The sequence below is a fragment of the Pseudomonas sp. NFACC24-1 genome, assembly GCF_900115235.1.
Taxonomy (GTDB): domain Bacteria; phylum Pseudomonadota; class Gammaproteobacteria; order Pseudomonadales; family Pseudomonadaceae; genus Aquipseudomonas; species Aquipseudomonas fluorescens_AA.
Map to the genome: position 1 here is coordinate 12,461 of NZ_FOVS01000010.1, position 24,028 is coordinate 36,488.

At 62.4% G+C, this 24,028-nt stretch carries 19 protein-coding genes; 4 read left to right on the plus strand and 15 right to left on the minus strand.

Features of this window, described 5'->3' with window-relative positions; translation table 11 throughout:
- Nucleotides 1–91 precede the first annotated feature (91 nt).
- The 9 genes from mdtD to BM317_RS11505 all read right to left on the minus strand — a co-directional run bounded on the left by mdtD (nucleotide 92) and on the right by BM317_RS11505 (nucleotide 12,495).
- Complete coding sequence (gene mdtD, locus BM317_RS11465) at nucleotides 92–1,519, minus strand: multidrug transporter subunit MdtD (protein WP_092175145.1); 1,428 nt, start codon at nucleotides 1,517–1,519, stop codon at nucleotides 92–94.
- A 193-nt stretch (nucleotides 1,520–1,712) separates the two neighbouring features.
- Nucleotides 1,713–3,050, minus strand: a complete 1,338-nt coding sequence (locus tag BM317_RS11470; RefSeq protein ID WP_092175141.1) for a TldD/PmbA family protein — start codon at nucleotides 3,048–3,050, stop codon at nucleotides 1,713–1,715.
- Complete coding sequence (locus BM317_RS11475; protein ID WP_092474350.1) at nucleotides 3,050–4,492, minus strand: TldD/PmbA family protein; 1,443 nt, start codon at nucleotides 4,490–4,492, stop codon at nucleotides 3,050–3,052. Before BM317_RS11475 ends, BM317_RS11470 begins: the two co-directional genes overlap by 1 nt.
- A gap of 371 nt (nucleotides 4,493–4,863) precedes the next feature.
- On the minus strand, nucleotides 4,864–6,567 hold the full coding sequence (gene betA, locus BM317_RS11480) for a choline dehydrogenase (protein ID WP_092474352.1): 1,704 nt from the start codon (nucleotides 6,565–6,567) through the stop codon (nucleotides 4,864–4,866).
- Nucleotides 6,568–6,774: 207 nt separating this feature from the next.
- Nucleotides 6,775–8,247: a betaine-aldehyde dehydrogenase gene (betB, locus tag BM317_RS11485; RefSeq protein ID WP_092175129.1), complete on the minus strand. Its 1,473-nt coding sequence runs from the start codon at nucleotides 8,245–8,247 to the stop codon at nucleotides 6,775–6,777.
- 79 nt (nucleotides 8,248–8,326) lie between these two features.
- On the minus strand, nucleotides 8,327–8,947 hold the full coding sequence (gene betI / locus BM317_RS11490) for a transcriptional regulator BetI (RefSeq protein ID WP_092175126.1): 621 nt from the start codon (nucleotides 8,945–8,947) through the stop codon (nucleotides 8,327–8,329).
- 508 nt (nucleotides 8,948–9,455) lie between these two features.
- On the minus strand, nucleotides 9,456–10,634 hold the full coding sequence (gene choV, locus BM317_RS11495) for a choline ABC transporter ATP-binding protein (protein WP_072405847.1): 1,179 nt from the start codon (nucleotides 10,632–10,634) through the stop codon (nucleotides 9,456–9,458).
- Nucleotides 10,631–11,476 carry a choline ABC transporter permease subunit gene (gene choW / locus BM317_RS11500; protein ID WP_014340605.1) on the minus strand — a complete coding sequence of 282 codons (846 nt, stop codon included), beginning with the start codon at nucleotides 11,474–11,476 and terminating at the stop codon, nucleotides 10,631–10,633. Before choW ends, choV begins: the two co-directional genes overlap by 4 nt.
- A 71-nt stretch (nucleotides 11,477–11,547) precedes the next feature.
- Nucleotides 11,548–12,495, minus strand: coding sequence for a choline ABC transporter substrate-binding protein (locus tag BM317_RS11505; RefSeq protein WP_072405846.1), 948 nt, complete (start codon nucleotides 12,493–12,495; stop codon nucleotides 11,548–11,550).
- 425 nt (nucleotides 12,496–12,920) lie between these two features.
- On the opposite strand from BM317_RS11505, the gene BM317_RS11510 reads away from it, so the two are divergent.
- Nucleotides 12,921–14,297: an L-serine ammonia-lyase gene (locus tag BM317_RS11510; protein ID WP_092175123.1), complete on the plus strand. Its 1,377-nt coding sequence runs from the start codon at nucleotides 12,921–12,923 to the stop codon at nucleotides 14,295–14,297.
- Between the two features lie 567 nt (nucleotides 14,298–14,864).
- Nucleotides 14,865–15,968, plus strand: a complete 1,104-nt coding sequence (locus BM317_RS11515) for a choline metabolism transcriptional regulator GbdR (protein ID WP_060740272.1) — start codon at nucleotides 14,865–14,867, stop codon at nucleotides 15,966–15,968.
- A 143-nt stretch (nucleotides 15,969–16,111) separates the two neighbouring features.
- Here the strand turns inward: BM317_RS11515 and BM317_RS11520 are convergent, their stop codons facing one another.
- From BM317_RS11520 to BM317_RS11550, 6 genes are all read right to left on the minus strand, one after another.
- A complete protein-coding gene (locus tag BM317_RS11520) occupies nucleotides 16,112–16,372 on the minus strand; it encodes a hypothetical protein (RefSeq protein WP_092175120.1) in 261 nt (86 codons plus the stop codon).
- 327 nt (nucleotides 16,373–16,699) lie between these two features.
- The gene (locus tag BM317_RS11530; protein ID WP_092474354.1) at nucleotides 16,700–17,863 is read right to left on the minus strand and encodes a gamma-butyrobetaine dioxygenase; all 1,164 of its coding nucleotides are present in this window, start codon (nucleotides 17,861–17,863) and stop codon (nucleotides 16,700–16,702) included.
- A gap of 19 nt (nucleotides 17,864–17,882) precedes the next feature.
- Complete coding sequence (locus BM317_RS11535) at nucleotides 17,883–18,359, minus strand: thioesterase family protein (RefSeq protein ID WP_092175113.1); 477 nt, start codon at nucleotides 18,357–18,359, stop codon at nucleotides 17,883–17,885.
- 162 nt (nucleotides 18,360–18,521) lie between these two features.
- Nucleotides 18,522–19,487, minus strand: a complete 966-nt coding sequence (locus tag BM317_RS11540; RefSeq protein WP_092175109.1) for an L-carnitine dehydrogenase — start codon at nucleotides 19,485–19,487, stop codon at nucleotides 18,522–18,524.
- Nucleotides 19,488–19,669: 182 nt separating this feature from the next.
- Nucleotides 19,670–20,557, minus strand: coding sequence for a 3-dehydrocarnitine:acetyl-CoA trimethylamine transferase CdhC (locus tag BM317_RS11545; RefSeq protein WP_060740277.1), 888 nt, complete (start codon nucleotides 20,555–20,557; stop codon nucleotides 19,670–19,672).
- A gap of 71 nt (nucleotides 20,558–20,628) precedes the next feature.
- Nucleotides 20,629–21,573 carry a choline ABC transporter substrate-binding protein gene (locus tag BM317_RS11550; protein WP_072405839.1) on the minus strand — a complete coding sequence of 315 codons (945 nt, stop codon included), beginning with the start codon at nucleotides 21,571–21,573 and terminating at the stop codon, nucleotides 20,629–20,631.
- Nucleotides 21,574–21,765: 192 nt separating this feature from the next.
- Here BM317_RS11550 and BM317_RS11555 point away from each other — a divergent pair, with 192 nt between their 5' ends.
- The gene (locus BM317_RS11555; RefSeq protein ID WP_072405838.1) at nucleotides 21,766–22,725 is read left to right on the plus strand and encodes a GlxA family transcriptional regulator; all 960 of its coding nucleotides are present in this window, start codon (nucleotides 21,766–21,768) and stop codon (nucleotides 22,723–22,725) included.
- A 68-nt stretch (nucleotides 22,726–22,793) separates the two neighbouring features.
- Nucleotides 22,794–23,972, plus strand: coding sequence for an AAA family ATPase (locus tag BM317_RS11560; protein WP_092175106.1), 1,179 nt, complete (start codon nucleotides 22,794–22,796; stop codon nucleotides 23,970–23,972).
- The last annotated feature ends 56 nt before the right edge of the window (nucleotides 23,973–24,028 follow it).

Sequence of the window (24,028 nt, forward strand, 5' to 3'; positions counted from 1 at the left end):
GATCGCATTCAACCTTTTTGGGGCTGCTTCGCAGCCCAGCGGGGATAAATCCCCTCGCCACAAAAGCTCACCGAAGCCATTCAAGCTCGGTTTAATGCTCGATATGCTCATCGGGACGTTTCTGTCGCCGTCCATCCTGCTTGGACAACTGGGAAAAAATCGTCGCTGCCAGCATCGCCATGATCCCCACCGTCACGAATGTCAGCTGGAACGCGCCGAGCACGGTGTCCACTCCGTCGTTGCCCACCTGGGCGGTAAAGCCGCCGAGCAGGGCGCCGGCGCAGGCCACGCCGAGGCTCAGGGACAGTTGCGCCACCACCGACAACAGGCTGTTGCCGCTGCTGGCGCTGGCGTCGTCCAGGTCGATCAGGGTCACGGTGTTCATCGCGGTGAATTGCAGCGAGTTGATCGCCCCCAGCACCGCCAGTTGCGCCAGCAGCAGCCAGTACGGCGTCTGTTCGCTGACCAGGCCCATGCTCGCCAGCATCACACCCAGGGCCACGGTATTGCCGGTCAGGACGATGCGATAGCCCAGGCGTTCGATCAACGGTCGGGCCACGGACTTGGCGACCATGGCTGCCGCCGCCAGGGGTAGCATGCTCATGCCGGCTTGGGAGGGTGAATAGCCGAGGGCGACTTGCAGCAGCAACGGCACCAGGAACGGCAAGGCGCCGCTGCCCAGGCGCGCGAACAGGTTGCCGAGGATGCCCACCGCGAAGGTGCGGGTCTTGAACAGCGACGGCGGGAACAGCGCGTTCTCGATATGTCCGGCCCGCAGCCAGTAGGCCGCCAGGCAGGCCATGCCGCCGAACAGCAGCAACATCACCCGCAGGTGCGGCAGGTGCAGTTCGCCCAGGCCCTCCATGGCGATGGTGATCAGCACCATCGCCGCGCCGAACAGCAGGAACCCCAGCCCATCGAACCGGGTGCGCTCGCTGCCACGCAGGTCAGGGATGAACTTCCACACGGCATAACAACCGATCACGCCCACCGGCAGGTTGATGATGAAGATCCAGTGCCACGTCAGGTACTCGACCATCCAGCCGCCCATGGTCGGCCCGATCAGTGGGCCCAGCAGGCCGGGGATGGTGATGAAGCCCATGATCCGCACCAGTTCCGAGCGCGGGTAAGCCCGCAGCACCACCAGCCTGCCCACCGGCAGCATCAGCGCACCGCCCAGGCCCTGGATGACCCGGGCGCCGATCAGCATGCTCAACGAATTGGACAGGGCGCACAGCAGCGAGCCGAAGCTGAACAGCAGGATCGCCCCGAAGAAGATCTTCTTGGTGCCGAAGCGGTCGGCGATCCAGCCCGAGGCCGGGATCAGCAGCGCCACGGTGAGCATGTAGGCAATGATCACGCCCTGCATGCGCAAGGGGTTTTCCGCCAGGTCGCTGGCCATGGCGGGCAGGGCGGTGTTGAGGATGGTCCCGTCCAGGGACTGCATGAAGAAGGCGATCGCCACGACCCATGGGAGCCAGCGGGCGGTGACGGCGTCGAGCGGTGCGCGGTTGGGCATGGGACCTCTTGTATGGCGTGTTGATCAGGAACAGGTGCCGCTGTTGTGGCGAGGGGATTTATCCCCGCTGGGCTGCGAAGCAGCCCCAGAACTGTCGCCTCGGTGAGTCAGGCAGGACGCATTTACCCTTTGGGGGTCGCTTCGCAACCCAGCGGGGATAAATCCCCTCGCCACAGGTCCTGTGTTTGGTTGGTTACAGCGTCAAGGTCAATCGCTTGACCAGCGCCCCCGGTAATAGCATCGAGGCCGTTGCTCGCTGGCTGTAGGTGCTGGCCGAGAGCAGAAGTTCCCGCTCTTGGGTCAGGCTTTCCAGTTGTGAGCCGAGCAGGCTGTAGACGCTGTCGTCGAAACGCATGGTGCTGACCGGCGCGACGATCTGGCCGTTCTCGACCCAGAACGTGGCGAAGCGGGTCATGCCGGTCAGGCGCGCCGCCGGTTGGTCCGAGTAGTTCAGGTACCAGAGGTTGCTGATGTACAGCCCGGTGCCGAGTGCTTCGAGGATGTGTTTTTGCTCCAGTTGTCCGCCCCGCATGTCCAGCGCCGTAGGGTATTCGTAGCTGCTGGCGCCATTGGCCGCGAGGTCATATTCAGCGGCGCTGCGGGAGTTGACCAGTCGCGCATTGGCCGTGCCCTTGGCGATCAACCCCAGGTCATCGCGGGGATAACCTTCGTCGGAAAACGCCGGGCTCAAGGAACCGCTGACCTGCTCCGCCAGCCACACGTTGGGGCTGAAGTGGGCTTCGCCAGCGTAGAACTTCTGCAGCGGGCTTTGCTTGCTGGCGATTGCACGGGCCGAGAACCCGCCCCAACTGAGCATGCCCATGATCTCTTCCAGAGCGGCCGGCGCCAGGTAGGCGCGATATTCGCCGGGCGGTAACGTGCGTAGCGGGCGGCCGAGAAACTCCAGTTGCTCGCGGGCCTGTTCGAAGCGCCGGGCAAATCCGTCACTGCTCCATTCATGCCCGGCGTAGCTGGCTTTCACCGCCTGGCCATTGTCATGGAACAGGCTGAAGTCGAAGTTGAAGCTGTTGGCCTGATGCCAGCCGAACGCCCCCGAAGAACTGGCGAAACCACGGCTGATGGGCCCGGCGGCATAGAACCCCACCAGGTCCAGGCCTTCGGCGGCGCGGGTGATTTCGGTAACGGCCTGTTCCGTCTCGGGCAATGGATGGTCCTGCACATTGTTGCTTTGCCAGGGGGCGGGATTGAGCAGCAAGTAGGGATCGGCGGGCAGCAGCGGCAAGGTTTCGCGCAGTTGTTGCAGGCCTTCGGCCAGGCGTTGCAGGTCCGTCTCGAGGTCGCCGGACAAGGTGATCTGCAAATCGGCGTGGCGCCCGTCGTCGATCAGTTTGAAACTGACATTGGCTTGCTGCACCTGGCCGGCCTGGCGGACCTTGCCATGGTTGAAACGGACGAAGGCCGAAGACTCGGCGGCGTAGCCGAGGGTGAACTGTTCAGGTTCATGCAACGCATCATGCAGCCAGTCGACCAACGCCTTGAACGCCCCGGCCTGACTATTGACGGTACTCATCAGGCATCTCCCCCAAATACATCAATGTTGCTGAACACACAGGCGGGCGACGCATGGCCGACGCGGATGACCTGGTTCGGTTCGCCCTTGCCACAGTTCGGCGTGCCCAGGACCTGGAGGGTGCTGGCATCGCCCACTGCGCGCAGGCTCTTCCAGAATTGCGCGGAAATGCCCCGGTAGTTGGGGTTCTTCACCACGCCCTTGAGCTCGCCGTTCTCGATCAACTGGCCCCACTCGCAGCCGAACTGGAATTTGTTGCGGGCGTCGTCGATGGACCAGGAACGATTGGTGCGCATCAGCACGCCATGTTCGGTGCCCTGGATCAGTTGCGCCAGGGACTGGTCGCCGGGTTCGATGTTCAGGTTCGCCATGCGGTCGATGGGTGGCCGATTCCAGCCGCAGGCGCGGCTGTTGGCGACACCGTCGAGGCCGGCGCGGAACTGTGACAGCGCGCCGCCCAGTGGACGCAGCAACAGGCCTTCGCGAATCAGGAACTGTTTGCTGGCGGCGCTGCCGTCGTCGTCGTGGCTGTAGCTGGCCAGTTCTTCGGGAATGTTCGGGTCGAAGGTCACGTTCAACAGGCCAGAGCCATATTGCAGGTGGCCGAAATCGCTGGCCTTGACGAAGCTGGTGCCGGCGTAATTGCGTTCGTCCCCCAGGATGCGGTCCAGTTCCAGCGGATGGCCGATGGACTCGTGGATCTGCAGCATCATCTGGTCGGGCATCAGCAGCAGGTCTCGGGGGCCTTGTGGCGTGTTCGGCGCCATCAGCAACTGCAGGGCCTGGTCGGCGATTTTCGGCCCGGCACCGATCAGGCCGCAGCGGCTGATCACATCGAAGCCGCCTTGCTGGCCGAAGTTCTCCCGGCCCAGGGTACGGGTCTGGCTGTCGTTTCCGTCGAAGGCGGTGACTTCCAGGGCTGGGTAGATGAAGCGTTGGGCCTGGCGCAGTTCAGCGCCGGCACTGTTGAGGTAGATCTGCTCGACCTGGGTCAGCCCGATGCTGGCCTGCCAGTTCACCAGGCGCTTGTCCTGGGGCACCGCAGCCGATTCGTCGCCGAGCAATTGGTAGCAGTCGCTCAGGGGCGGGAAGGCCTGGTCGAAATGTGGCGAGAAGTAGTCGGCGCGGTCACTGGACACGGCTTGTTCGCGCAGATCGAGCAAGGCATGGGGCTTGAGCTGGCGAGCATGCTGCTCGGCGCGTTCCAGTGCCGCTTGCAGGCCGGCCTGGGACAGGTCGTTGGTGGCGGCATATGCCTCGACACCGTTGACTCGCGCGGTGAGCATCGCACCTTCATCACGGTTCAGGCTGGGCGGTTCGGCGACGTTCTTGCGCACCGACAAATGCTGGCCGGATTCGCGCACGTAACGCAGGGAAAAGAATTCAGCGCCCGTGCGCAAGGCAGCAAAACGCTCCTTGAGCCGGGGGTGGAAGTCGAACATGAAACCTCCTTGTCTGGAGTGGCGATGCAGCGAGGTGCGGCGCATTGACGCGGCGGCTCTAGATTAGGCCTGGGGTGGGGGTGGGATCAAGGTAGAAGGGGATACTGAGGTTGTCAGGGCGGACGCTTTCGCGAGCAAGCCCGCTCCCACACTGGATCCTCGGCGACCACGGAATCCGTGGCTGGCCGTCGTGCCTTTGTGGGAGCGGGCTTGCCCGCGAAGACGGCGGTACATCCGACATTGATGCAAGCCAATCCACCGCCATCGCGAGCAAGCTCGCTCCCACATGGGCCTTTCGGCGAGCACAAGATCTGTGCCAGCCACCGTGCCCTTTGTGGGAGCGAGCTTGCTCGCGATGGCGGTCCTGAGTCTTACTGAGCCATTGGCCCAACTTCCCGCAGTGGCTTGCCGCGCACCGGCGCGTCGCCGGCCACGTAGTACGGGGCGGTGCTGCGTGGCAGGGGCTTGCGGCCGCGGATCTTGTCGGCGATTTTCTCGGCGATCATGATCGTCGGCGCGTTCAGGTTGCCGGTGGTGATGATCGGCATGATCGAGGCATCCACCACGCGTAGCCCTTGCATGCCATGCACGCGGCCTTCGCCGTCCACCACGGCCATGTCGTCGGTGCCCATCTTGCACGAGCAGGACGGGTGGAACGCGGTTTCGGCGTGTTCGCGGATGAACTGGTCCAGTTGCGCGTCCGTCTGCACCTCGATGCCCGGGCTGATCTCGCGACCCCGGAACGGGTCGAGTGCCGGTTGCTGCATGATCTCGCGGGTCAGGCGGATGCCGTCGCGAAATTCCTGCCAGTCCTGCTCGGTCGCCATGTAGTTGAACAGGATGCTCGGGTGTTGGCGCGGGTCCTTGGACTTGGCCTGGATCCGGCCGCGGCTTGGCGAGCGCATGGAGCCCATGTGCGCCTGGAAACCGTGTTCCTTCACGCCGTTGCTGCCGTTGTAGTTAATCGCCACCGGCAGGAAGTGGTATTGGATGTTCGGCCAATCGAAATCCGGGCGGGTGCGGATGAAACCGCCGGCCTCGAATTGGTTGCTGGCACCGATACCGGTGCCGTTGAACAGCCATTCGGCACCGATGGCCGGCTGGTTGTACCAGAGCAGCGAGGGGTACAGCGAGACCGGTTGGGTGCAGGCGTATTGCAGGTACAGCTCCAAGTGATCCTGCAGGTTCTCACCGACCCCCGGCAGGTCATGGACCACCGGGATGTCGAGGCTTTCCAGCAATTGGGCCGGGCCGACGCCGGAGCGTTGCAAGATCTGTGGCGAGGCGATGGCGCCGGAGCACAACAGCACTTCCTTGCGTGCCCGGGCTTCGACACGTTCTTCAGCCGCGCCCACCAGGTAACGCACGCCGACCGCGCGTTTGCCTTCGAAGATGATCTTGTCGGTCAGGGCGTGGGTGACGATGGTCAGGGTCGAGCGCTTCTTGGCGACATCCAGGTAACCGCGGGCGGTGCTGGCCCGACGGCCGTTGGGCGTGACGGTACGGTCCATCGGGCCGAAACCTTCCTGCTGGTAGCCGTTGAGGTCTTCGGTACGCGGGTAACCAGCCTGCACGCCGGCTTCGACCATGGCGTGGAACAACGGGTTGTTGCCGGCCTTGGGCGTGGTCACGCTGACCGGGCCGTCGCCGCCGTGGTAGTCGTTCGGGCCGATGTCCCGGGTCTCGGCTTTTCTGAAGTAGGGCAGGCAGTCCAGGTACGTCCAGTCTTGGAGGCCAGGCAGTTTTGCCCAGTTGTCATAGTCCAGGGCGTTGCCGCGGATGTAGCACATGCCGTTGATCAGCGAAGAACCGCCCAGGCCCTTGCCGCGACCGCATTCCATGCGCCGGCCGTTCATGTGCGGCTCCGGGTCGGTCTCGTAGGCCCAGTTGTAGCGCCGGCCTTGCAGCGGGAATGCCAGGGCGGCAGGCATTTGCGTGCGGAAGTCCAGGCGATAGTCCGGGCCGCCGGCTTCGAGCAGCAGGACGGTGACGCCCTCGTCTTCGGTCAGGCGGGTGGCCAGGGTGTTACCGGCCGAGCCGGCACCGATGATGATGTAATCGAATTCTTGGGACATGAAATGCACCCTCTTTTTGAATTGGGTTCAGGTCGCGGTTGCCTTTGTGGCGAGGGGATTTATCCCCGCTGGGCTGCGAAGCAGCCCCGGAACCTGGTATCTCGGTGTATCAGGCAGAATGAGTTCGCAGCTTTTGGGGCCGCTTCGCGGCCCAGCGGGGATAAATCCCCTCGCCACAACAGCGTTCACTCAAGGCCTCATGTCCAATCAGAACACCGACGCGTAATCGCCCAGTTCGACCTGTACCGACTTGATTCGCGTGAAGTTGTTCAGCGAACTGATGCCGTTCTCACGGCCCACGCCCGATTGCTTGTAGCCGCCCACCGGCATTTCAGCCGCCGATTCGCCCCAGGCGTTGATCCAGCAGATACCGGCTTCGAGCTGGTGGATCACGCGGTGGGCGCGGTTCAGGTCGCGGGTCACGACGCCGGCGGCCAGGCCGAAGTCGGTGTCGTTGGCGCGGCGGATCACTTCTTCTTCGGTGTCATAGGTGAGGATGCTCATCACCGGGCCGAAGATTTCTTCACGCACGATGGTCATCTCATCGGTGCAATCGGTGAACACGGTCGGAGCGACAAACGCGCCCTTGGCGAATTCGCCTTCAGTGAGGCGACCGCCGCCGCACAGCAGGCGCGCGCCTTCGGCTTTGCCTTTCTCGATGTAGCCCAGCACGCTTTCCATGTGGGCGAAGCTCACCAGCGGGCCGAAATTGGTGTTTTCATCCTCCGGGTTGCCAACGCGGATGCGTGCCACACGCTCGGCGATCTTGGCTTCGAAGGCGGCCTTGAGGTGGCTCGGTACGAACACGCGGGTGCCGTTGGTGCAGACCTGGCCGGAGCTGTAGAAGTTGGCCATCATCGCGGTGTCGGCGGCGCGATCCAGGTCGGCGTCGTCGAAGATGATCAGCGGCGACTTGCCGCCCAGCTCCATGGTCACGTCCTTGAGCGAAGAACTCGAGGCACTGGCCATGACTTTCTTGCCGGTGTCGGTGCCGCCGGTGAAGGAGATTTTCTCGATGCGCGGGTGCTCGGTCAGCCAAGTGCCGACTTCACGACCGCTACCGGTCAATACGTTGAACACACCCGCTGGAACGCCGGCTTCGGTGTAGATCTCGGCCAGTTTCAGGGTGGTCAGCGAGGTGACTTCGCTCGGTTTGAAGATCATCGCGTTGCCAGCCGCCAGGGCCGGGGCGGATTTCCACAGGGCGATCTGGATCGGGTAGTTCCACGCGCCGATACCGGCCACCACGCCCAGGGGCTCGCGACGGGTGTAGACGAATGAGGTGGTGCGCAGCGGAACCTGCTCGCCTTCGATGGCAGGCACCAGGCCGGCGTAGTATTCCAGCACGTCGGCGCCGGTGACGATGTCGACGTAACGGGTTTCGGAGTAGGCCTTGCCGGTGTCCAGGGTTTCCAGGGCGGCCAGTTCATCGTTGCGCTCGCGCAGGATGTCCACGGCGCGGCGCAGGATGCGCGAACGCTGCATGGCGGTCATGGCGGCCCAGACTTTCTGGCCCTTTTCGGCGCTCACCACGGCGCGCTCGACGTCCTCGAACGTTGCGCGCTGCACCAGGGCGAGTACTTCACCGTTGGCCGGGTTGATGGCTTCGAAAGTGGCGTCGCCGCTGGCATCGCTGTACGCGCCATCGATGTAGAGTTTTTGCAGTTCGAAACGGGCCATAAAGTCCTCGCAAGTGCATGAGTGGTTGGCTGGCCACCGAGCGTGTCGTTTATAGCTGACTACGCGCTGCGGTGGGGGTTCAGGAGTCGAGCGGTTCTGTGTGCTCTGGCGCCCCTGCCTTGGCCAGTTGGAAATCCATGTATTCGTAAGCGATCTGGTGCGCCTGGGCGGTATCGAACGCGTCTCCCGACAGCGCTCCGCGCAGCCACAAACCGTCAATCAGCGCGGCCAGGCCCCGTGCCGCGCTGCGTGCCTGATCAACGGGCAACAGGCGGCGAAACTGGCAACACAGGTTGGAATACAGGCGGTGATCGTTGATCCGCTGCAACCTGTGCAAAGACGGGTGGTGCATGCTGGTGGCCCAGAAGGCCAGCCAGGTTTTCATTGCCGGGCCATTGACCTGGCTGGCATCGAAGTTGCCTTCGATGATCACCTTCAAGTGCGCCCGCGGGCTGGTGTCCTCCAGTGCCTGGCGACGTGCGGTGACGTTTTCGCTCAGGACAGTCATCAGGTACTGGGCCGTGGCCGCGATCAGGCCGTTCTTGTCCTGAAAGTAGTGACTGATGATGCCGTTGGAGACACCGGCCAAACGGGCGATCAGCGCAATGCTGGCGTCCCCCATTCCGACCTGATCGACCGCTTGCAATGTGGCTTCGATCAATTGTTGGCGGCGGATGGGTTGCATACCGACCTTGGGCATCTAGCACATCTCCTTAGGCCTGCAGGCGGACGAGTGCAGTCCGTCCTGGCGAGGGCCAGTCTATTTTGTTTTGATTGAACGTTCAATCAACAAAAACAAAGTTCTATGACAAGTCGTCGCTGCTTGTCGGGATTCCATGTGTAAATGGCGCCTGAAGGCACATGGGAAACCGCCGCGCGCGGGGCGAGGACTTTTTCGGGATGTCTTTATAACACTCGTCGGTCGGTGTGAAGGCCTGACGCCGATTGATAGCTGGAATACTGTTGTGGCGAGGGGATTTATCCCCGTTGGGCTGCGAAGCAGCCCCATAGCCAGATGTCTCGGTGTGTCAGGTGGAATGAGTTCGCAGTTTTTGGGGCTGCTGCGCAGCCCAGCGGGGATAAATCCCCTCGCCACAGTTGTTTGCATTCCAGGTCAAGCTTGTCAGCAGTCAGCAGTCAGCAGTCAGCAGTCAGCAGTGCACAAACAAAAACGCCGCGATCATCTCGCGGCGTTTTTGTGCGTGGGCTCAGCCCAGGTTCTTGCCGAGCAATGCGTGGTACAGCTCGCTGTCGCCCAGGATCCCGACGACTTTCTGGTTATCGTGGAGCACCAGTTTGTTGCCGGTCTGGTAGCGGATCTGCAACGCGTCGCGCATGCCGATGTTGGAGTCCACCAGGGTCGGACGCCGGCCCAGGTCTTCCACTGATTGGCCCGGTGCCCAGTTTTGCAGGTCCAGGGCCGCGCCGTTCTGCCGGGCGCCCTTGATGGTGTTGCCTTCGGCCAGGTCGAGCCAGGAGTCGCCGCCCGGATCCAGGCAGACCGAACCGTTGATGCGCTTGCAGTTGTCCAGGGTGCGCATCAGGCTGCGACCGCAGAGCACGTTGAGTGGGTTGGTGTGGGCGACGAAGGTGCGCACATAGTCGTCCGCCGGGTTCAGCACGATCTCTTCCGGCTTGCTGTACTGGATGATCTTGCCGTCTTTCATGATGGCGATCCGCGTGCCCAGTTTGAGGGCTTCGTCCAGGTCATGGCTGACGAACACGATGGTCTTTTGCAGTTTGCGTTGCAGTTCCAACAGTTCGTCCTGCAAGCCCTGGCGGATCAGCGGGTCGAGGGCCGAAAACGGTTCGTCCATCAGCAGGATGTCGGCGTCCATCGCCAGGGCGCGGGCCAGGCCGACCCGTTGCTGCATGCCGCCGGACAGCTCGTCGGGCTTCTTGTTGCGCCACTGGGTCAGGCCCACCAGCTCGAGTTTTTCATCCACCAGCTTGCGCCGTTCCTTCTCGGGACGGCCCTGCATTTCCAGGCCGAAGCTGATGTTCTCGCGCACCGTCAGCCAAGGCATCAGGGCGAACTTCTGGAACACCATGGCGATGCGCTTGGTGCGCATCATCTTCAGCTCGGCGGGGGAGCAGGAGGCGATGTCGATCTGCCGTCCTTCATGCTCGACGAACAACTTGCCACGACTGACGGTGTTCAAGCCGTTGATGCAGCGCAGCAGGCTGGATTTGCCTGAGCCGGAAAGGCCCATCAGGACGCAGATCTCACCCTTCTCGATGGATAGGCTGGCTTTTTCCACGCCGACGATCAGGCCGGTCTGCTGCAGGATCTCGGGGCGCGAAAAACCCTTGTCCAGCAGGTCCAGCGCGGCCTTGGGGCGGTTGGAGAAAATAACATCGACGTCTTCGAAACGAATGATGCTCATGCGTCACCCCCTACTTTAGCGTCGGGTTGTTTGCAGATTCGGTCGAGCATGATCGCCAGCAATACGATCGCCAGGCCTGCTTCGAAGCCCAGGGCGATATCGGCGGTGTTCAGTGCGTTGACCACGGGTTTGCCCAGGCCATCGGCGCCCACCAGCGCGGCGATCACCACCATCGACAACGACAGCATGATGCACTGGGTGATACCGGCCGCGATGCTGGGCATCGCATGGGGCAGTTCGATGCGCGACAGGAGTTGGCGACGGGAGCAGCCGAAGGCTTTGCCGGCGTCCATCAGTTCGTCCGGAACGTCGCGGATGCCCAGGTAGGTCAGGCGGATGGGCGCGGCAATCGCGAACACCACCGTGGAGATCAGGCCCGGGACCACACCCAGACCGAAAAGGGTCAGGGTAGGAATGAGGTAGACGAAGGTCGGTACGGTCTGCATCAGATCGAGTACCGGCCGCATCATTGTGTAGAACATCGGCTTGTGCGCGGCAACAATGCCCAGCGGCACGCCGATCAGCACGCAGACCAGGGTCGCGAACAGCACCTGGGCGAGGGTTTCCATGGTTTCTTGCCAGTAACCCAGGTTGAGAATCAGCAGGAAGGACGCGATGACAAATACGGTCAGGCCCCATTTGCGCTGGATGAAGTGCGCCAATAGCGCGATGAGGCCGATCAGGGCCAGGGGGTTGAACCAGGTCAGCGCAAACGTCACGCCGTGAATCATCGTTTCCAGAAACAGCGCGATTGCGTCGAATGTGTTGGCGCCGTTTTGCGTCAACCATTCGACAAAGCCCGCGATGTACTGGCCCAAAGGTATTTTCTGATCAATAAGCATGGTAGTGAACGTCCGCATGCAAGGGAATAAACAGCCCGGGCGAGCGAACTCGCCCGGCATAACATAAGCAGTTATTGCGCAAGCTTGGCTTTCACGGCTTCCAGGCCAGGTTTACCGTCAATGGTGGTCACGCCAGCGAGCCAGGTATCGAGTACCTGTGGGTTTTTCTTCAGCCAGGCCTTGGCGGCGGCCTCAGGTTTCATCTTGTCGTCGAGCACGTTGCCCATCAGCGTGCTTTCCATGTCGACGGTGAACTCCAGGTTTTTCAACAGTTGGCCAACGTTGCTGCATTCCTGGCTGTAGCCCTTGCGGGTGTTGGTCGCTACGGTAGCGGCACCGAAGTCGGGGCCGAAGAAGTCGTCGCCGCCGGTCAGGTACTGGATCTTGAAGCGCGTGTTCATCGGGTGTGGCGCCCAGCCAAGGAACACCACGTCGGTGCCACGCTTGGAGGCGCGGTCGACCTGGGAGAGCATGCCCGCTTCACTCGACTCGACGACTTTGAAGCCGGCGTCCTTCAGGCCGAAGGCGTTCTTTTCGATCATGCTCTGGATCAGGCGGTTGCCGTCGTTGCCCGGTTCGATGCCGTAGATCTTGCCGTCCAGCTCTTTCTTGAATTTGGGGATGTCGGCGAAGTCATGCAGACCCTTGTCATACAGGGCCTGGGGCACGGCGAGGGTGTATTTGGCGCCCTTGAGGTTGGTGCGCACGGTTTCCACGGTGCCGGCTTCGCGGTAGGCCTTGATGTCGTTTTCCATGGTCGGCATCCAGTTGCCGAGGAATACATCCATGTTCTTGCCATCGGCCAGGGACTTGTAGGTCACCGGCACGGAAATCATGGTGGTCTTGGTCTTGTAGCCCAGCGCGTCCAGCACCACGCTGGTGGTCGCCGTGGTCACGGTAATGTCGGTCCAGCCGACATCGGAGAAGTTGACGGTGCTGCACTTTTCGGGTTCTGCAGCGTTGGCCAGCATCGGAAGACTCAGCATGGCGGCCAACAACAACGGCTTGGAACCTTTCATGGGTGGACTCCTGGTGTTTTATCGGCGGTGTCCGGTCAGGACAACCACGCTTAATTGGATGTTGCGGTTGGTGGCGCGTGGGCACTCTCTGACACGCGGCCTTGCAAACGAGCCGTAACCGATCATGTACCAGTGCAAATCTGACGCCTACAGGGTGGGTCGTATCCAGTACAGGGATGGTCGCATCCAGTGTCGGTGACGTCGTTTACAGATTTTTTCCGCCCCTGACGGGCCTCTGACACGCAGAAAAACGCCGCAGAACCGGGGTCAGGGACGGGCGGCGCTGGTGGGCATGATTGCGTCGGTGTCAGACGTCGGGCGCCAAGGCAAAAACCGGATGATGCGGCCATCCCGGCGTTGAGCGTAGCAGCTCCGTCACCGGACGCTCCTGCGCCCGGATGTGCCTGTTCTGGAGGTTATCGGCAATGGCAATCAGCGTTTTCGACTTGTTCAAAATCGGTATCGGCCCGTCCAGTTCCCACACCGTGGGCCCCATGCGTGCCGCGGCGCTGTTCGTTGAAGCGCTGAAGGCAAAGGCCCTGCTCAATGATGTGCGCCGGGTCGAGGTGCAATTGTTCGGTTCGCTGTCGGCCACCGGCATCGGCCACGGCAGCGACAACGCCGTGATCATGGGCCTGATGGGGGAGTGGCCGGACGCAATCGACCCGTCGCAGATCGGCCCGCGCATCGAGCTGCTGCGTGAAACCCAGACCCTGTTGCTCGACGGTCGCCTGCCGGTGCCGTTCGTATGGTCCCGGGACATGCGCCTGATCGACGAGAACCTGCCATTCCATCCCAATGCTATGACGCTGGTGGCCGAGGGCGCCGGCGGCGAGTTGCACCGTGACACTTATTACTCGGTTGGCGGTGGTTTTGTCGTCGATCAGGCCCAGGCCTCCAGCGGCGTGGTGGATCTGGACAACACTGAGCTGCCTTACGATTTCTCCAGCGCCGAAGAATTGCTTGAGCTGTGCCGTACCCACAACTTGCGGGTAGCCGAGTTGATGCTGGCCAACGAAAAGGTCTGGCGGTCCGAAGAAGAGATCCGCAGTGGCCTGATGAAGCTGTGGCGGGCCATGCAGGATTGCGTCGAGCAGGGCCTCAAGCACGAAGGCATCCTGCCGGGCGGTTTGAATGTGCGTCGGCGGGCGGCCAAGTTGCACCGCAGCCTGCAAGAGCTGAACAAGCCCAATGTCATCGGCTCGACCCTCAGCGCCATGGAGTGGGTCAACCTGTTCGCCCTGGCGGTCAACGAGGAGAACGCGGCCGGCGGACGCATGGTCACGGCGCCGACCAACGGTGCGGCGGGGATCATCCCGGCGGTGCTGCACTACTTCATGAAATTCAGCGAAGCGGTCACCGACGCCAACGTCGTGGATTATTTCCTCGCTGCGGCGGCCATCGGGATCCTGTGCAAAAAGAACGCATCGATCTCCGGCGCCGAGGTCGGTTGCCAGGGCGAGGTGGGATCGGCTTGCGCCATGGCGGCGGCGGGCCTGGCGGAAATCCTCGGGGCCACGCCGGAGCAACTGTGCAACGCGGCGGAAATCGGCCTGGAACACAACCTCGGCCTGACCTGCGACCCGGTGGGCGGCCTGGTGCAGGTGCCGTGCATCGAGCGCAACGCGATCGCCGCGGTCAAGGCCATCAACGCCGCACAAATGGCCCTGCGCGGGGATGGCCAGCATTTCATCTCCCTGGACCGGGTGATCCGCACCATGCGTGACACCGGTGCCGACATGCATGACAAATATAAAGAAACCTCGCGCGGCGGCTTGGCGGTCAGTGCGGTGGAGTGCTGACCTGAGGTTGCTCATTCACTGTAGCGAGGGGATTTATCCCCGCTGGGCCGCGCAGCGGCCCCCTACGGTCTTTCTGATACACCGAGGCGTTTGAGTTTAGGGCTGCTTCGCAGCCCAGCGGGGATAAATCCCCTCGCCACAAGGACCTCAAGTTGCTCGTAAAATGAACACCCATTCGCAAAAGCGCCACCTTTTAGCGCGTCGCAAACAGACAAGGCCCCCGTTGTCGAGCCAGCCGCTCAATCGCGCTCGACCGTCCGTCACCCGCACCTGTGGTGCTACTCCTTGCGCAAGCCGCGCAGCCCAGTTCCCACAAGTGCTACCGAACTGCTCACAGCCTTCTGTGGTCGGTACCTGCCGCCATTGACGGCGCCTAAAACCTGGACTCGATGCACGCCTTATATAGACAGGCCGCGATGTCGTTTTCAGGATTTATTGAACACACATTCAATTTTAGGCATGGCAATTGCTCTATCCCGATAAAGCCCTGTCTCGCGCAAGAGAACGTGGCAATAACAAGAGCCTCCGCCTGAGGCCATCACCCGCTTTGTGTGAGGAGATACCGCGATGACGACGTCCAACTCCGGGGCCCAACCCCAGAACCGTGCGCCTCAATCCATCGGCTTTTTGCTGCTGGACAATTTCACGCTGATTTCCCTGGCGTCCGCGGTGGAACCGCTACGCATGGCCAACCAGCTATCCGGTCGCGAGCTGTATCGCTGGACCACCCTCACGGTCGATGGTGGCCAGGTATGGGCCAGCGACGGTTTGCAGATCACCCCCGACGCCTCCATGCACAAGGCGCCGCCCCTGGACACCGTCATTGTCTGTGGTGGTATTGGCATCCAGCGCACCGTGACCCGTGAACACGTGTCGTGGTTGCAGAGCCAGGCCCGCCAGTCCCGTCGCCTCGGCGCGGTCTGCACCGGCAGTTGGGCCCTGGCCTGCGCCGGCCTGTTGGACGGTTTCGATTGCAGCGTGCACTGGGAATGCCTGGCGGCGATGCAGGAAGCGTTCCCGCGGGTATCGATGAGTACCCGCCTGTTCACCCTCGACCGCAACCGCTTCACCAGCTCCGGTGGCACCGCGCCGCTGGACATGATGCTGCACCTGATCAGTCGCGATCACGGTCGCGAGCTGTCGGCGGCGATCTCTGAAATGTTTGTCTACGAGCGTATCCGCAACGAGCAGGATCACCAGCGTGTGCCGCTCAAGCACATGCTTGGCACCAACCAGCCGAAGTTGCAGGAAATCGTGGCGTTGATGGAGGCCAACCTCGAAGAACCGATCGATCTGGACGAACTGGCGGTGTACGTCGCCGTGTCCCGGCGTCAGCTGGAGCGGTTGTTCCAGAAATACCTGCACTGCTCACCGTCGCGCTACTACCTCAAGCTGCGGCTCATTCGTGCGCGGCAACTGCTCAAGCAGACGCCGATGTCGATCATCGAGGTGGCCTCGGTGTGCGGCTTCGTTTCCACCCCGCACTTCTCCAAGTGCTACCGCGAATACTTCGGCATTCCGCCGCGGGACGAGCGCGTCGGTTCCAACACCACGCAACAGGTGGCGATGATGCCGCTGCCGCAGGCGTTGGTGCTGTCGCCATTGTCCGGGCCGCTGTCGGCGCTGAGCCAGGCGCGTAATGAATCGACGTTCGCCAGTGTGAGGCTCTAGAAGGGAGCTTGCCCCCGCAGGGCCTGCAGGCGCTGTGTAGGAGCTGCCGAGCGAAGCGAGGCTGCGATCTTTCTCTAGACATTTGAGTCCCAAGTGAAAGATTAGAAGATCGCAGGCTTCGCCAGCTCCTACAGGGACCAGGATCAGCTGTGGTTTTGCTGGTAATTCATCAGCGCCGGCAACAGCTGCTTGTCGATTGCCTGGCGCACGGCCGGCAGGATGGTGGCGCTGCTGGTGTACATGTCCTTGACCATCCGCCGCAGTTCATTGGCGCGGGCCTGGTCCAACCCCCGCACAGCGCATTCGCATGCCTGCTCGGCAGTGGAGCCGCTGGGTATTTGCAGTCCCAGGGCCTTGAGATGGCCCAGCAGGTCTTCCTGGTCGATCAAATCGGCGTGCATCATGACGCTTTTCCTTGTTCAGGGATTGGGGTCGTGTCTCGATTCTGGTAGCCACCCGAAGCGGCGGCAAGGGCAAATGGTCGCAATGTCACGAATGACTATGGAGGCGTCGTTTTCGGTTAACTTGCCCAGGCCTGGACTGGGCACACTGGCCCCAAGCTGAATCACGATGGTTTGGTCACCCTCGCGCAACAGCTCCTCCAGTAACGCAACCTGCCCCGATCCTGTCACGGCTTGATCGGGGATTTTTTTGTCTGTGACAATCAGGGAGTGATGGGTTGTTCGTCAGGACGCTATCGCGATCAAGCTCGCGATGAACGATGACGCGGTCTACCTCTGCAACACCAGAATCCGCGACAACAACTCATCCCGATCCACATAGCACCCCTGGAAATGCCGGGCCCCGGAGGCGGGATCGAAGGCGTTGCGCGCGTGAAGGGTGCGGCGGTTGTCGAAGCACCAGAGCTGGCCGGGTTCGAGGCGCTGCACCAAGCGAAAGCGTGGCTCGCGGGTCAGGGCGATGAAGCGGCGGTAGGCACGGTAAAGTTTGGGCATCTGCTCGACCGAGGTGTCGAATGGCCCACGCAGGAAGTTCGCCATGCGGATCTCCGAGACTTCTCCGAGGGCGTCCAGGGCGATGATCGGCGCCAGGCAGCGGTAGTCGCTGCGGCGGTCCTTGTTGCGAAATTCCACCGGAATCCGGCACAGGGCGTCGAAGGCCTCGGGGTCTTCCTGGCGCAGGGTTTCGGCAATGGCAAAACCGTCGACAAAAATGCTCTCGCCACCGTCGGCGTCATTCACCAGGCAATGCAAGAACTGCAGCCCAGGCTGCAACTCCCGGGTCGGCAGGTCGGTGTGCAGCGGCAGGTTGAAAGCGGTGTAGGCGTTGCTGTCGGCATCGGCCTTGGACTGCACGTTGAACAGCACGCCGAAGTTGCTCTCGCGGATGAAGGCGATGCGTTGGGCCACCCGTTTCAGCGAACCGGGTTCGGTGGGCACGCCGCGCACTTGGGTCAAGCCGATGTCGCGCAACGCCAGCAACCATCGCAGCAACGCGTCGGTATCGTCCATCAGTGCCGGATAATCGAACACCAGCAGTGGCAGGTCGTGCCGCCACAGCTGGCGCCGGGGCTTGTTCGCCAGGCGCTCGGCTCGGGATTGGTCATCGTAGGCATGGGCGCGCAACCAGCCCGGGTCAAAACGGCTCTGGTGGCCGTCCTGCCAGTCCACGCATAGGCAGCCTTCGTCGTCGAGGCGAATCGCGCCGGGGGCCATGTCCTCAGCGACATCGACGATTTCCAGCACCTGCTCGCGGGTGACGCTGTAGACGCATTGGGGGCAAGGGCAGTTGTCCCGTAACCATGGGTGATGAAAGGGGCTGGTCCGGCCATCGGCCCATGTGACTTGCACCCGGTCGGCCAAGGGGGTTGCGGCGGTCAACGCGAAGATCAGGGGATAACGGCGGAAGTCGGCAAAAGCGGCGGCGGTGTTCATGCGATCTCCTGTGGGAGGCTTACCGGGCGGGGGGCAGGGCGATGACCCGGCCGATGTAGGCTGGGGGCGGCAGGTCGGCTTGCTCGTCCAGCAGGGCGTCGAGCCGGGATAGGGTCTGCTCCGTGAAGGGCGCCGAGCGCGGGCCGGCCAGATCGACGTGCAGGAGCATCTGTTCATTGCCGGCCAGTTCTTTATCCCCGCCAACCAAATGCAGGCTGTGGTAGAGGTGCAGGCGTTTGGCGTCGTGGCCGATGATCTGCGTGTGCACTTGCACCTCGGCCCCGAGCTTCACTTCGTGCAGGTAGTTGAGGTGCAGCTCGAGGGTGAACAGCGAGTGACCGCTGGCTTCGCGGTTCTGGCTGTCCAGGCCGAGCCGGTCCATCAGCGCGTCGGTGGCGTAGCTGAAGATCAGCAGGTAGAAGGCATCGCGCAGATGGCCGTTGTAGTCGACCCATTCGGGGAGGATGCGGGTTTGGTAGGTGGTGAGGGTGGGCATGATTCAGGTCCGACAATTGGGGTGACTGGGTTGGCGCTATCGCGAGCAAGCTCGCTCCCACAGGGATCTTCTGGGGAAATAAAGAGCGTTCACACCGCGAAATCCTTGTGGGAGTGAGCTTGCTCGCGATGGGGCCAGGCCTGCTGGCCCCAAAACCAGGGTTTACTCTTCGAAAGCCATGCCATGCTTGGCCTTGGTGGTCTTCACCGCCTCCAGCACCGCCAGCAGGCAATCATCACGATAGCGCTCCAGGGCCGAGATGCTGTGGCTGCCCAATTGCTCCCTCGTGCCGTCCACCACATCATCGATCAGCTTCTCGGTCAGCTCCGGCGCTGGCAGGTAGGTCCAGGGCAGTTGCAGCGCTGGACCGAACTGAGCCATGAAGTGCCGCATGCCGGCATCGCCTCCGGCCAGGGTGTAGGTCAGGAACGTGCCCATGAATGACCAGCGCAGGCCGGCGCCAAAACGGATGGCATCGTCGATTTCCCCGGTGGTGGCGACGCCGTCGTTGACCAGGTGCAGGGCTTCGCGCCACAGTGCTTCGAGCAGGCGGTCGGCGATGAAGCCGGGTACTTCCTTGCGTACGTGCAGCGGCCGCATGCCGAGGGATTCGTACACCTGCATTGCCGCTTGCACGGCTTCGGGGGCGGTATTTTTGCCACCCACCACTTCCACCAGCGGCAACAGGTAGACCGGGTTGAACGGGTGTCCGACCACGCAGCGTTCGGGGTGAGTGCAACCTTCGTAGAACTCGCTGGGCAACAGCCCCGAAGTGCTGGAGCCGATCAATGCATTCGGCTTGGCGGCTGCGCTGATCTGGCCGTGCAATTCGAGCTTCAGTTCCAGGCGCTCGGGGGCGCTTTCCTGGATGAAATCGGCGTCGCGCACGCATTCTTCAATGGTCGCGACAAAGCGCAGCCGATCCTGCGAGGCGCCAGGGGCCAGGCCTTGTTTTTCCAGCGCGCCCCAAGCGTTGGCGACGCGTTTGCGCAGTGTCGCCTCGGCACCCGGCGCCGGGTCCCAGGCGACAACGTCGAGGCCATGGGCCAGGGCGCGGCTGACCCAGCCGCTGCCGATCACGCCGCTGCCCAGGGCGGCGAAGGTCTTGATGTCGGTGATAAAGCTCATGGTGATTGTCCTGAGTAATTCGCTGATTCCCTGTGGGAGCGAGCTTGCTCGCGATGACGGTATTCCAGGCGCAGCAAATGCACTGGAGGCGCCGACGCTATCGCGAGCAAGCTCGCTCCCACACTTGATCTTGGGTGGTCTTGAGATCTGCAGTCACTGCAGATCCAATGTGCGCGTTCGGTTCAGCCGCGCTGGGCCAGGCCCATTTTCTTGCGACCTTCAGCCGGGGTGAGCACGCGCGCCCCGAGGCGGCTGAGGATTTCGCCAGCGCGCTCCACCAGCTGGCCGTTGGTGGCGAGCACGCCTTTGTCCAGCCAGAGGTTGTCTTCCAGCCCGACCCGCACGTTGCCCCCCAGCAGCACCGCCTGGGCGGCCATCGGCATTTGCATGCGACCGATGCCGAAGCCCGCCCACACCGCGTCGGCGGGCAGGTTGTCGACCATGGCCTTCATGGTGGTGGTGTCGGCCGGCGCGCCCCATGGGATGCCCAGGCAGAGCTGGAACAGCGGGTTGTCCAGCAGGCCTTCCTTGATCAGTTGCTTGGCGAACCACAGGTGCCCGGTGTCGAAGATTTCCAGCTCGGCCTTGACCCCCAGCTCGGTGATCCGCTTGGCCCCGGCCCGCAGTTGCGCCGGGGTGGAGACGTAAATGGTGTCGCCGTCGCCGAAGTTCAGGGTGCCGCAATCCAGCGTGCAGATTTCCGGTAGCAGCTCTTCGACGTGGGCCAGGCGGGTCAGCGGCCCCACCAGGTCGGTGTTGGGGCCGAATTCCATCGGTCGTTCGCCCGCACCGATTTCCAGGTCACCGCCCATGCCGGCGGTGAGGTTGACGATGATGTCCACGTCCGCCTCACGGATGCGCTCCATCACCTCGCGGTACAGCGCCACGTCGCGGCTGAACTTGCCGGTCTGCGGGTCGCGGACGTGGCAGTGGACCACGGTGGCACCGGCCTTGGCGGCTTCGACGGCTGCGGCGGCGATCTGTTTCGGGGTGACCGGCACGTGAGGGCTCTTGGCGGTCGTGTCGCCAGCACCGGTGAGTGCGCAGGTGATGATGACGTCGTGGTTCATGGTGCGGATTCCTTCAGGCGTGGTGAGTCACCGCGCAGCCGTGTGGTGCTGCGCAGAGGGAGAACGGTTGGTCAGTTGCTGGTGAGTTTCAGGTTGTCGGCGGCCGGCTTGCCGTCGAAGGTGGTTACACCTTCGAGCCAGCGCTGCTTGTCTTGCGGATGATCCTTGAGCCATTGCCGGGCCGATTCGAGCGGATCCTTGTGATCGAGCAGCGGCTGCATCATCCGGCTCTCGTCTTCGGCGGTGAAGGTCAGGTTGCTCAGCAAGCGACCGACGTTCGGGCATTGCTCGGCGTAGTTCGGTGCAGTGACGGTCCAGACGGTGGCCATGCCTTCGTTCGGGCCGAGGGCGTCGTCGCTGCCGGTGAGGTAGGTCATTTGCACGTTGACGTTCATCGGATGCGGCGCCCAGCCGAAGAACACCACGGCTTCCTTGCGCCGTACGGCGCGGTCCACGGCGGCGAGCATGCCGGCTTCGCTGGACTCCACCAGTTGGAATTTGCCCAGGCCGAACTGGTTCTTGGCGATCATCGCCTTGATCTGGGTGTTGGCGCCGGAGCCGGGTTCGATGCCGTAGATCTTGCCCCCCAACTCTTTTTCGAATTTGGCGATGTCGGCGAAGGTCTTCAGGCCCTTGTCGGCCAGGTAGGTCGGCACGGCCAGGGTGGCGCGGGCGTCCTTGAGGCTGGGTTGTTCCAGGACCTTGACCTGCTTGGCTTCGACGAATGGGGTGATGGTCTGGGTCATCAGCGGGTTCCAGTAGCCCAGGAACAGGTCCAGGCGTTGGTCACGAATGCCGGCGAAGATGATTTGCTGGGAGGCGCTGGTCTGCTTGGTCGTGTAGCCGAGGCCGTCGAGCATCACTTGGGTCAGGGCGCTGGTGGCGATGACGTCGGTCCAGTTGACCACGCCCAGGCGCACGTTCTGGCACGCGGCGGGTTCAGCGGCCATGACGGCGCCATTCATTAAGGTGGTACCGCTGAGTGCAAGAACGCAGGAGCTGATCAGTCGTTTCATGTCGGGTTCCTCGGCAGCTTATTGTTATGGGGCCCGGTGTCTGTGCGCCGGTGATGCCAAGTTACGCAGCCCGAAGCGCGGCAAAACGCACAGCGGCGACGTGCTCTTGCACTGCAGCGACCTGCGCTCTTGAACGACGCTTGCAACTGGCGTATCAAGGTCCGCACGCTACCCGTCGACCGAGTGCGCTTCATGTCCCAGGATTTCTACTTCTTGTTGATGCCGGGCTTTTCGGCCATCGGTTTCATCTCGGCCATCGAGCCGTTGCGGGTCGCCAATCGTTTTCGTGGCGAGCTGTATCGCTGGCATGTGTTGAGCGTCGATGGCGGGGCGGTGCTGGCGAGCAATGGCATGTCGGTCAACGCCGATGCCGCTCTGGAGCCGTTGAAGAAGGGCGCGACTCTTTGGGTGGTGGCGGGGTTCGAGCCACTGAAGTTCGCCACCCCGGCCCTGGAGCGCTGGCTGCATAGGTTGGACAACGAAGGCGTGATCCTGGGCGGCATCGACACCGGCAGTGTTGTCCTGGCCGAGGCGGGGCTGCTGGAAGGGCATCGCGTGACCTTGCACTGGGAAGCGATCGAGGCGTTCAAGGAGTCTTATCCGCAGCTTGGCGTGACTCAGGAACTGTTTGAAATCGACCGTCGCCGCATCACTTGCGCCGGTGGCACCGCGTCCATCGACCTGATGCTCGACCTGATCGGCCAGGCCCATGGTTCGGAGCTGGCGATCCAGGTCAGCGAACAGTTCGTGCTCGGCCGCATCCGCCCGCGCAAAGATCACCAGCGCATGGAAATCGCCAGCCGCTATGGCATTCGCAACAAGAAGCTGGTGCACGTCATCGGCGAGATGGAAACCCACAGCGAACCGCCCCTGAGCACCTTGGCCCTGGCCGAGTCGATCAACGTCACCCGCCGGCAGCTCGAACGCCTGTTCCGCCTGCACCTGAACGACACCCCGAGCAACTTCTACTTGCGCCTGCGCCTGGAGAAGGCCCGGCAACTGCTGCGCCAGACCGACATGAGCGTACTGGAAGTGAGCATCGCCTGCGGCTTTGAGTCACCGTCGTACTTCACCCGCAGTTACCGGGCACGGTTCGCGCGTTGTCCGCGGGAGGATCGACGGCGGCAGGGGGATGGGCGGGAGGTGGTTTGACAGGCTTTTATACTCAATTATACTCGCGACTATAAATTATACCTGTCGCCATAATTGAGTATAAAACCATGTCCAAGCACCCCGGTTTTGTATTCCGGCGCCCTGATCTGGCCCGCAATATTGTCGATGGGCTGGTCGGCGCCGGGATCCAGGATTACACCTCAGGCCTGTTCCTGGCCGCTCCGAGACGTACCGGAAAAAGTACGTTCCTGCGTGAAGACTTGATTCCCGAGTGCGAAACCCGCGGCTGGCTCGCGGTCTACGTCGACCTGTGGGCCAACAAGGAGAAAGACCCTGCCGACCTGATCGCTTCGGCAATCACCGGGGCATTGGTGCCTTATGAAAAGGGGATCCGCAAGCTGGCCAAATCCATGGGCATCGACAAACTCAGCTTCTTGCGCACGTTGTCCTGGGATTTCAGCCTGCCGCAACTGCCCGAAGGGGCGACGCTGACCCAGGCGCTGGAGTTGTTGCACAGTGCGGCCGGTAAAACCGTGGTGCTGGTGATCGACGAAGCCCAGCATGCGTTGACCACCGAGGCCGGGGTCAACGCCATGTTCGCCCTCAAGGCTGCCCGCGACCAACTCAACCAAGGGCGCGAGGGTGATACCAGCGGCCTGCGCCTGGTGTTCACCGGCTCCAATCGCGACAAACTCGCGCACTTGGTACTCAGCCGTAACCAACCGTTCTACGGATCCAGCATCACCTCGTTCCCATTGCTGGGTAAAGAGTTCACCAAAGCCTACGCTGCCCATTTGAACGCGCATCTGGCCCAAACCAATCAGTTCAATGCCGATGACTTGGACCAGGCCTTCGAGTTGGTAGGGCGCCGCCCTGAAATGCTGCGCAGCGTCATTGGCGAAATTGCCTTGGAACTGGGTGAGGCGAGCCACTTGGGCGAATTGCTGCGCAACAGCGCGCAAATGCTCCGTGCTGGCGTCTGGACCGAGTTTGAAAGTGCCTGGAACGCCTTGACGGTGCCGCAACGAGCAGTGCTGCAGGTCATGGCCGAGCGCTCGCAAAACAACGAACCCTTTGCGCCCTTCACCGATTCAACGCTGGACGCCGTGGGCAAGGTGCTCAGGAGCATGGGGAGCGAAGTCGTGCCAGGCACCCAGACCATCCAATCCTGCATCGACGCGCTGCGTGACAAGGAACTGGTGTGGAAGTCCAATCGTGGTGGTTATGCACTGGAGGACAAGGCGTTTGCGGATTGGTTGAAGGGGTATCGCAAGCAGAAAGACTGATGCCACCTCCAATGAACTGTCGAACAAAGACTTGTGGCGAGGGGATTTATCCCCGC

What these genes read in the sequence shown, in the direction of transcription:
- mdtD (WP_092175145.1), bottom strand. Translation starts at nt 1,519, where the DNA reads ATGCCCAACCGCGCACCGCTCGACGCCGTCACCGCCCGCTGGCTCCCA.
- BM317_RS11470 (WP_092175141.1), bottom strand. Translation starts at nt 3,050, where the DNA reads ATGAGTACCGTCAATAGTCAGGCCGGGGCGTTCAAGGCGTTGGTCGAC.
- BM317_RS11475 (WP_092474350.1), bottom strand. Translation starts at nt 4,492, where the DNA reads ATGTTCGACTTCCACCCCCGGCTCAAGGAGCGTTTTGCTGCCTTGCGC.
- betA (WP_092474352.1), bottom strand. Translation starts at nt 6,567, where the DNA reads ATGTCCCAAGAATTCGATTACATCATCATCGGTGCCGGCTCGGCCGGT.
- betB (WP_092175129.1), bottom strand. Translation starts at nt 8,247, where the DNA reads ATGGCCCGTTTCGAACTGCAAAAACTCTACATCGATGGCGCGTACAGC.
- betI (WP_092175126.1), bottom strand. Translation starts at nt 8,947, where the DNA reads ATGCCCAAGGTCGGTATGCAACCCATCCGCCGCCAACAATTGATCGAA.
- choV (WP_072405847.1), bottom strand. Translation starts at nt 10,634, where the DNA reads ATGAGCATCATTCGTTTCGAAGACGTCGATGTTATTTTCTCCAACCGC.
- choW (WP_014340605.1), bottom strand. Translation starts at nt 11,476, where the DNA reads ATGCTTATTGATCAGAAAATACCTTTGGGCCAGTACATCGCGGGCTTT.
- BM317_RS11505 (WP_072405846.1), bottom strand. Translation starts at nt 12,495, where the DNA reads ATGAAAGGTTCCAAGCCGTTGTTGTTGGCCGCCATGCTGAGTCTTCCG.
- BM317_RS11510 (WP_092175123.1), top strand. Translation starts at nt 12,921, where the DNA reads ATGGCAATCAGCGTTTTCGACTTGTTCAAAATCGGTATCGGCCCGTCC.
- BM317_RS11515 (WP_060740272.1), top strand. Translation starts at nt 14,865, where the DNA reads ATGACGACGTCCAACTCCGGGGCCCAACCCCAGAACCGTGCGCCTCAA.
- BM317_RS11520 (WP_092175120.1), bottom strand. Translation starts at nt 16,372, where the DNA reads ATGATGCACGCCGATTTGATCGACCAGGAAGACCTGCTGGGCCATCTC.
- BM317_RS11530 (WP_092474354.1), bottom strand. Translation starts at nt 17,863, where the DNA reads ATGAACACCGCCGCCGCTTTTGCCGACTTCCGCCGTTATCCCCTGATC.
- BM317_RS11535 (WP_092175113.1), bottom strand. Translation starts at nt 18,359, where the DNA reads ATGCCCACCCTCACCACCTACCAAACCCGCATCCTCCCCGAATGGGTC.
- BM317_RS11540 (WP_092175109.1), bottom strand. Translation starts at nt 19,487, where the DNA reads ATGAGCTTTATCACCGACATCAAGACCTTCGCCGCCCTGGGCAGCGGC.
- BM317_RS11545 (WP_060740277.1), bottom strand. Translation starts at nt 20,557, where the DNA reads ATGAACCACGACGTCATCATCACCTGCGCACTCACCGGTGCTGGCGAC.
- BM317_RS11550 (WP_072405839.1), bottom strand. Translation starts at nt 21,573, where the DNA reads ATGAAACGACTGATCAGCTCCTGCGTTCTTGCACTCAGCGGTACCACC.
- BM317_RS11555 (WP_072405838.1), top strand. Translation starts at nt 21,766, where the DNA reads ATGTCCCAGGATTTCTACTTCTTGTTGATGCCGGGCTTTTCGGCCATC.
- BM317_RS11560 (WP_092175106.1), top strand. Translation starts at nt 22,794, where the DNA reads ATGTCCAAGCACCCCGGTTTTGTATTCCGGCGCCCTGATCTGGCCCGC.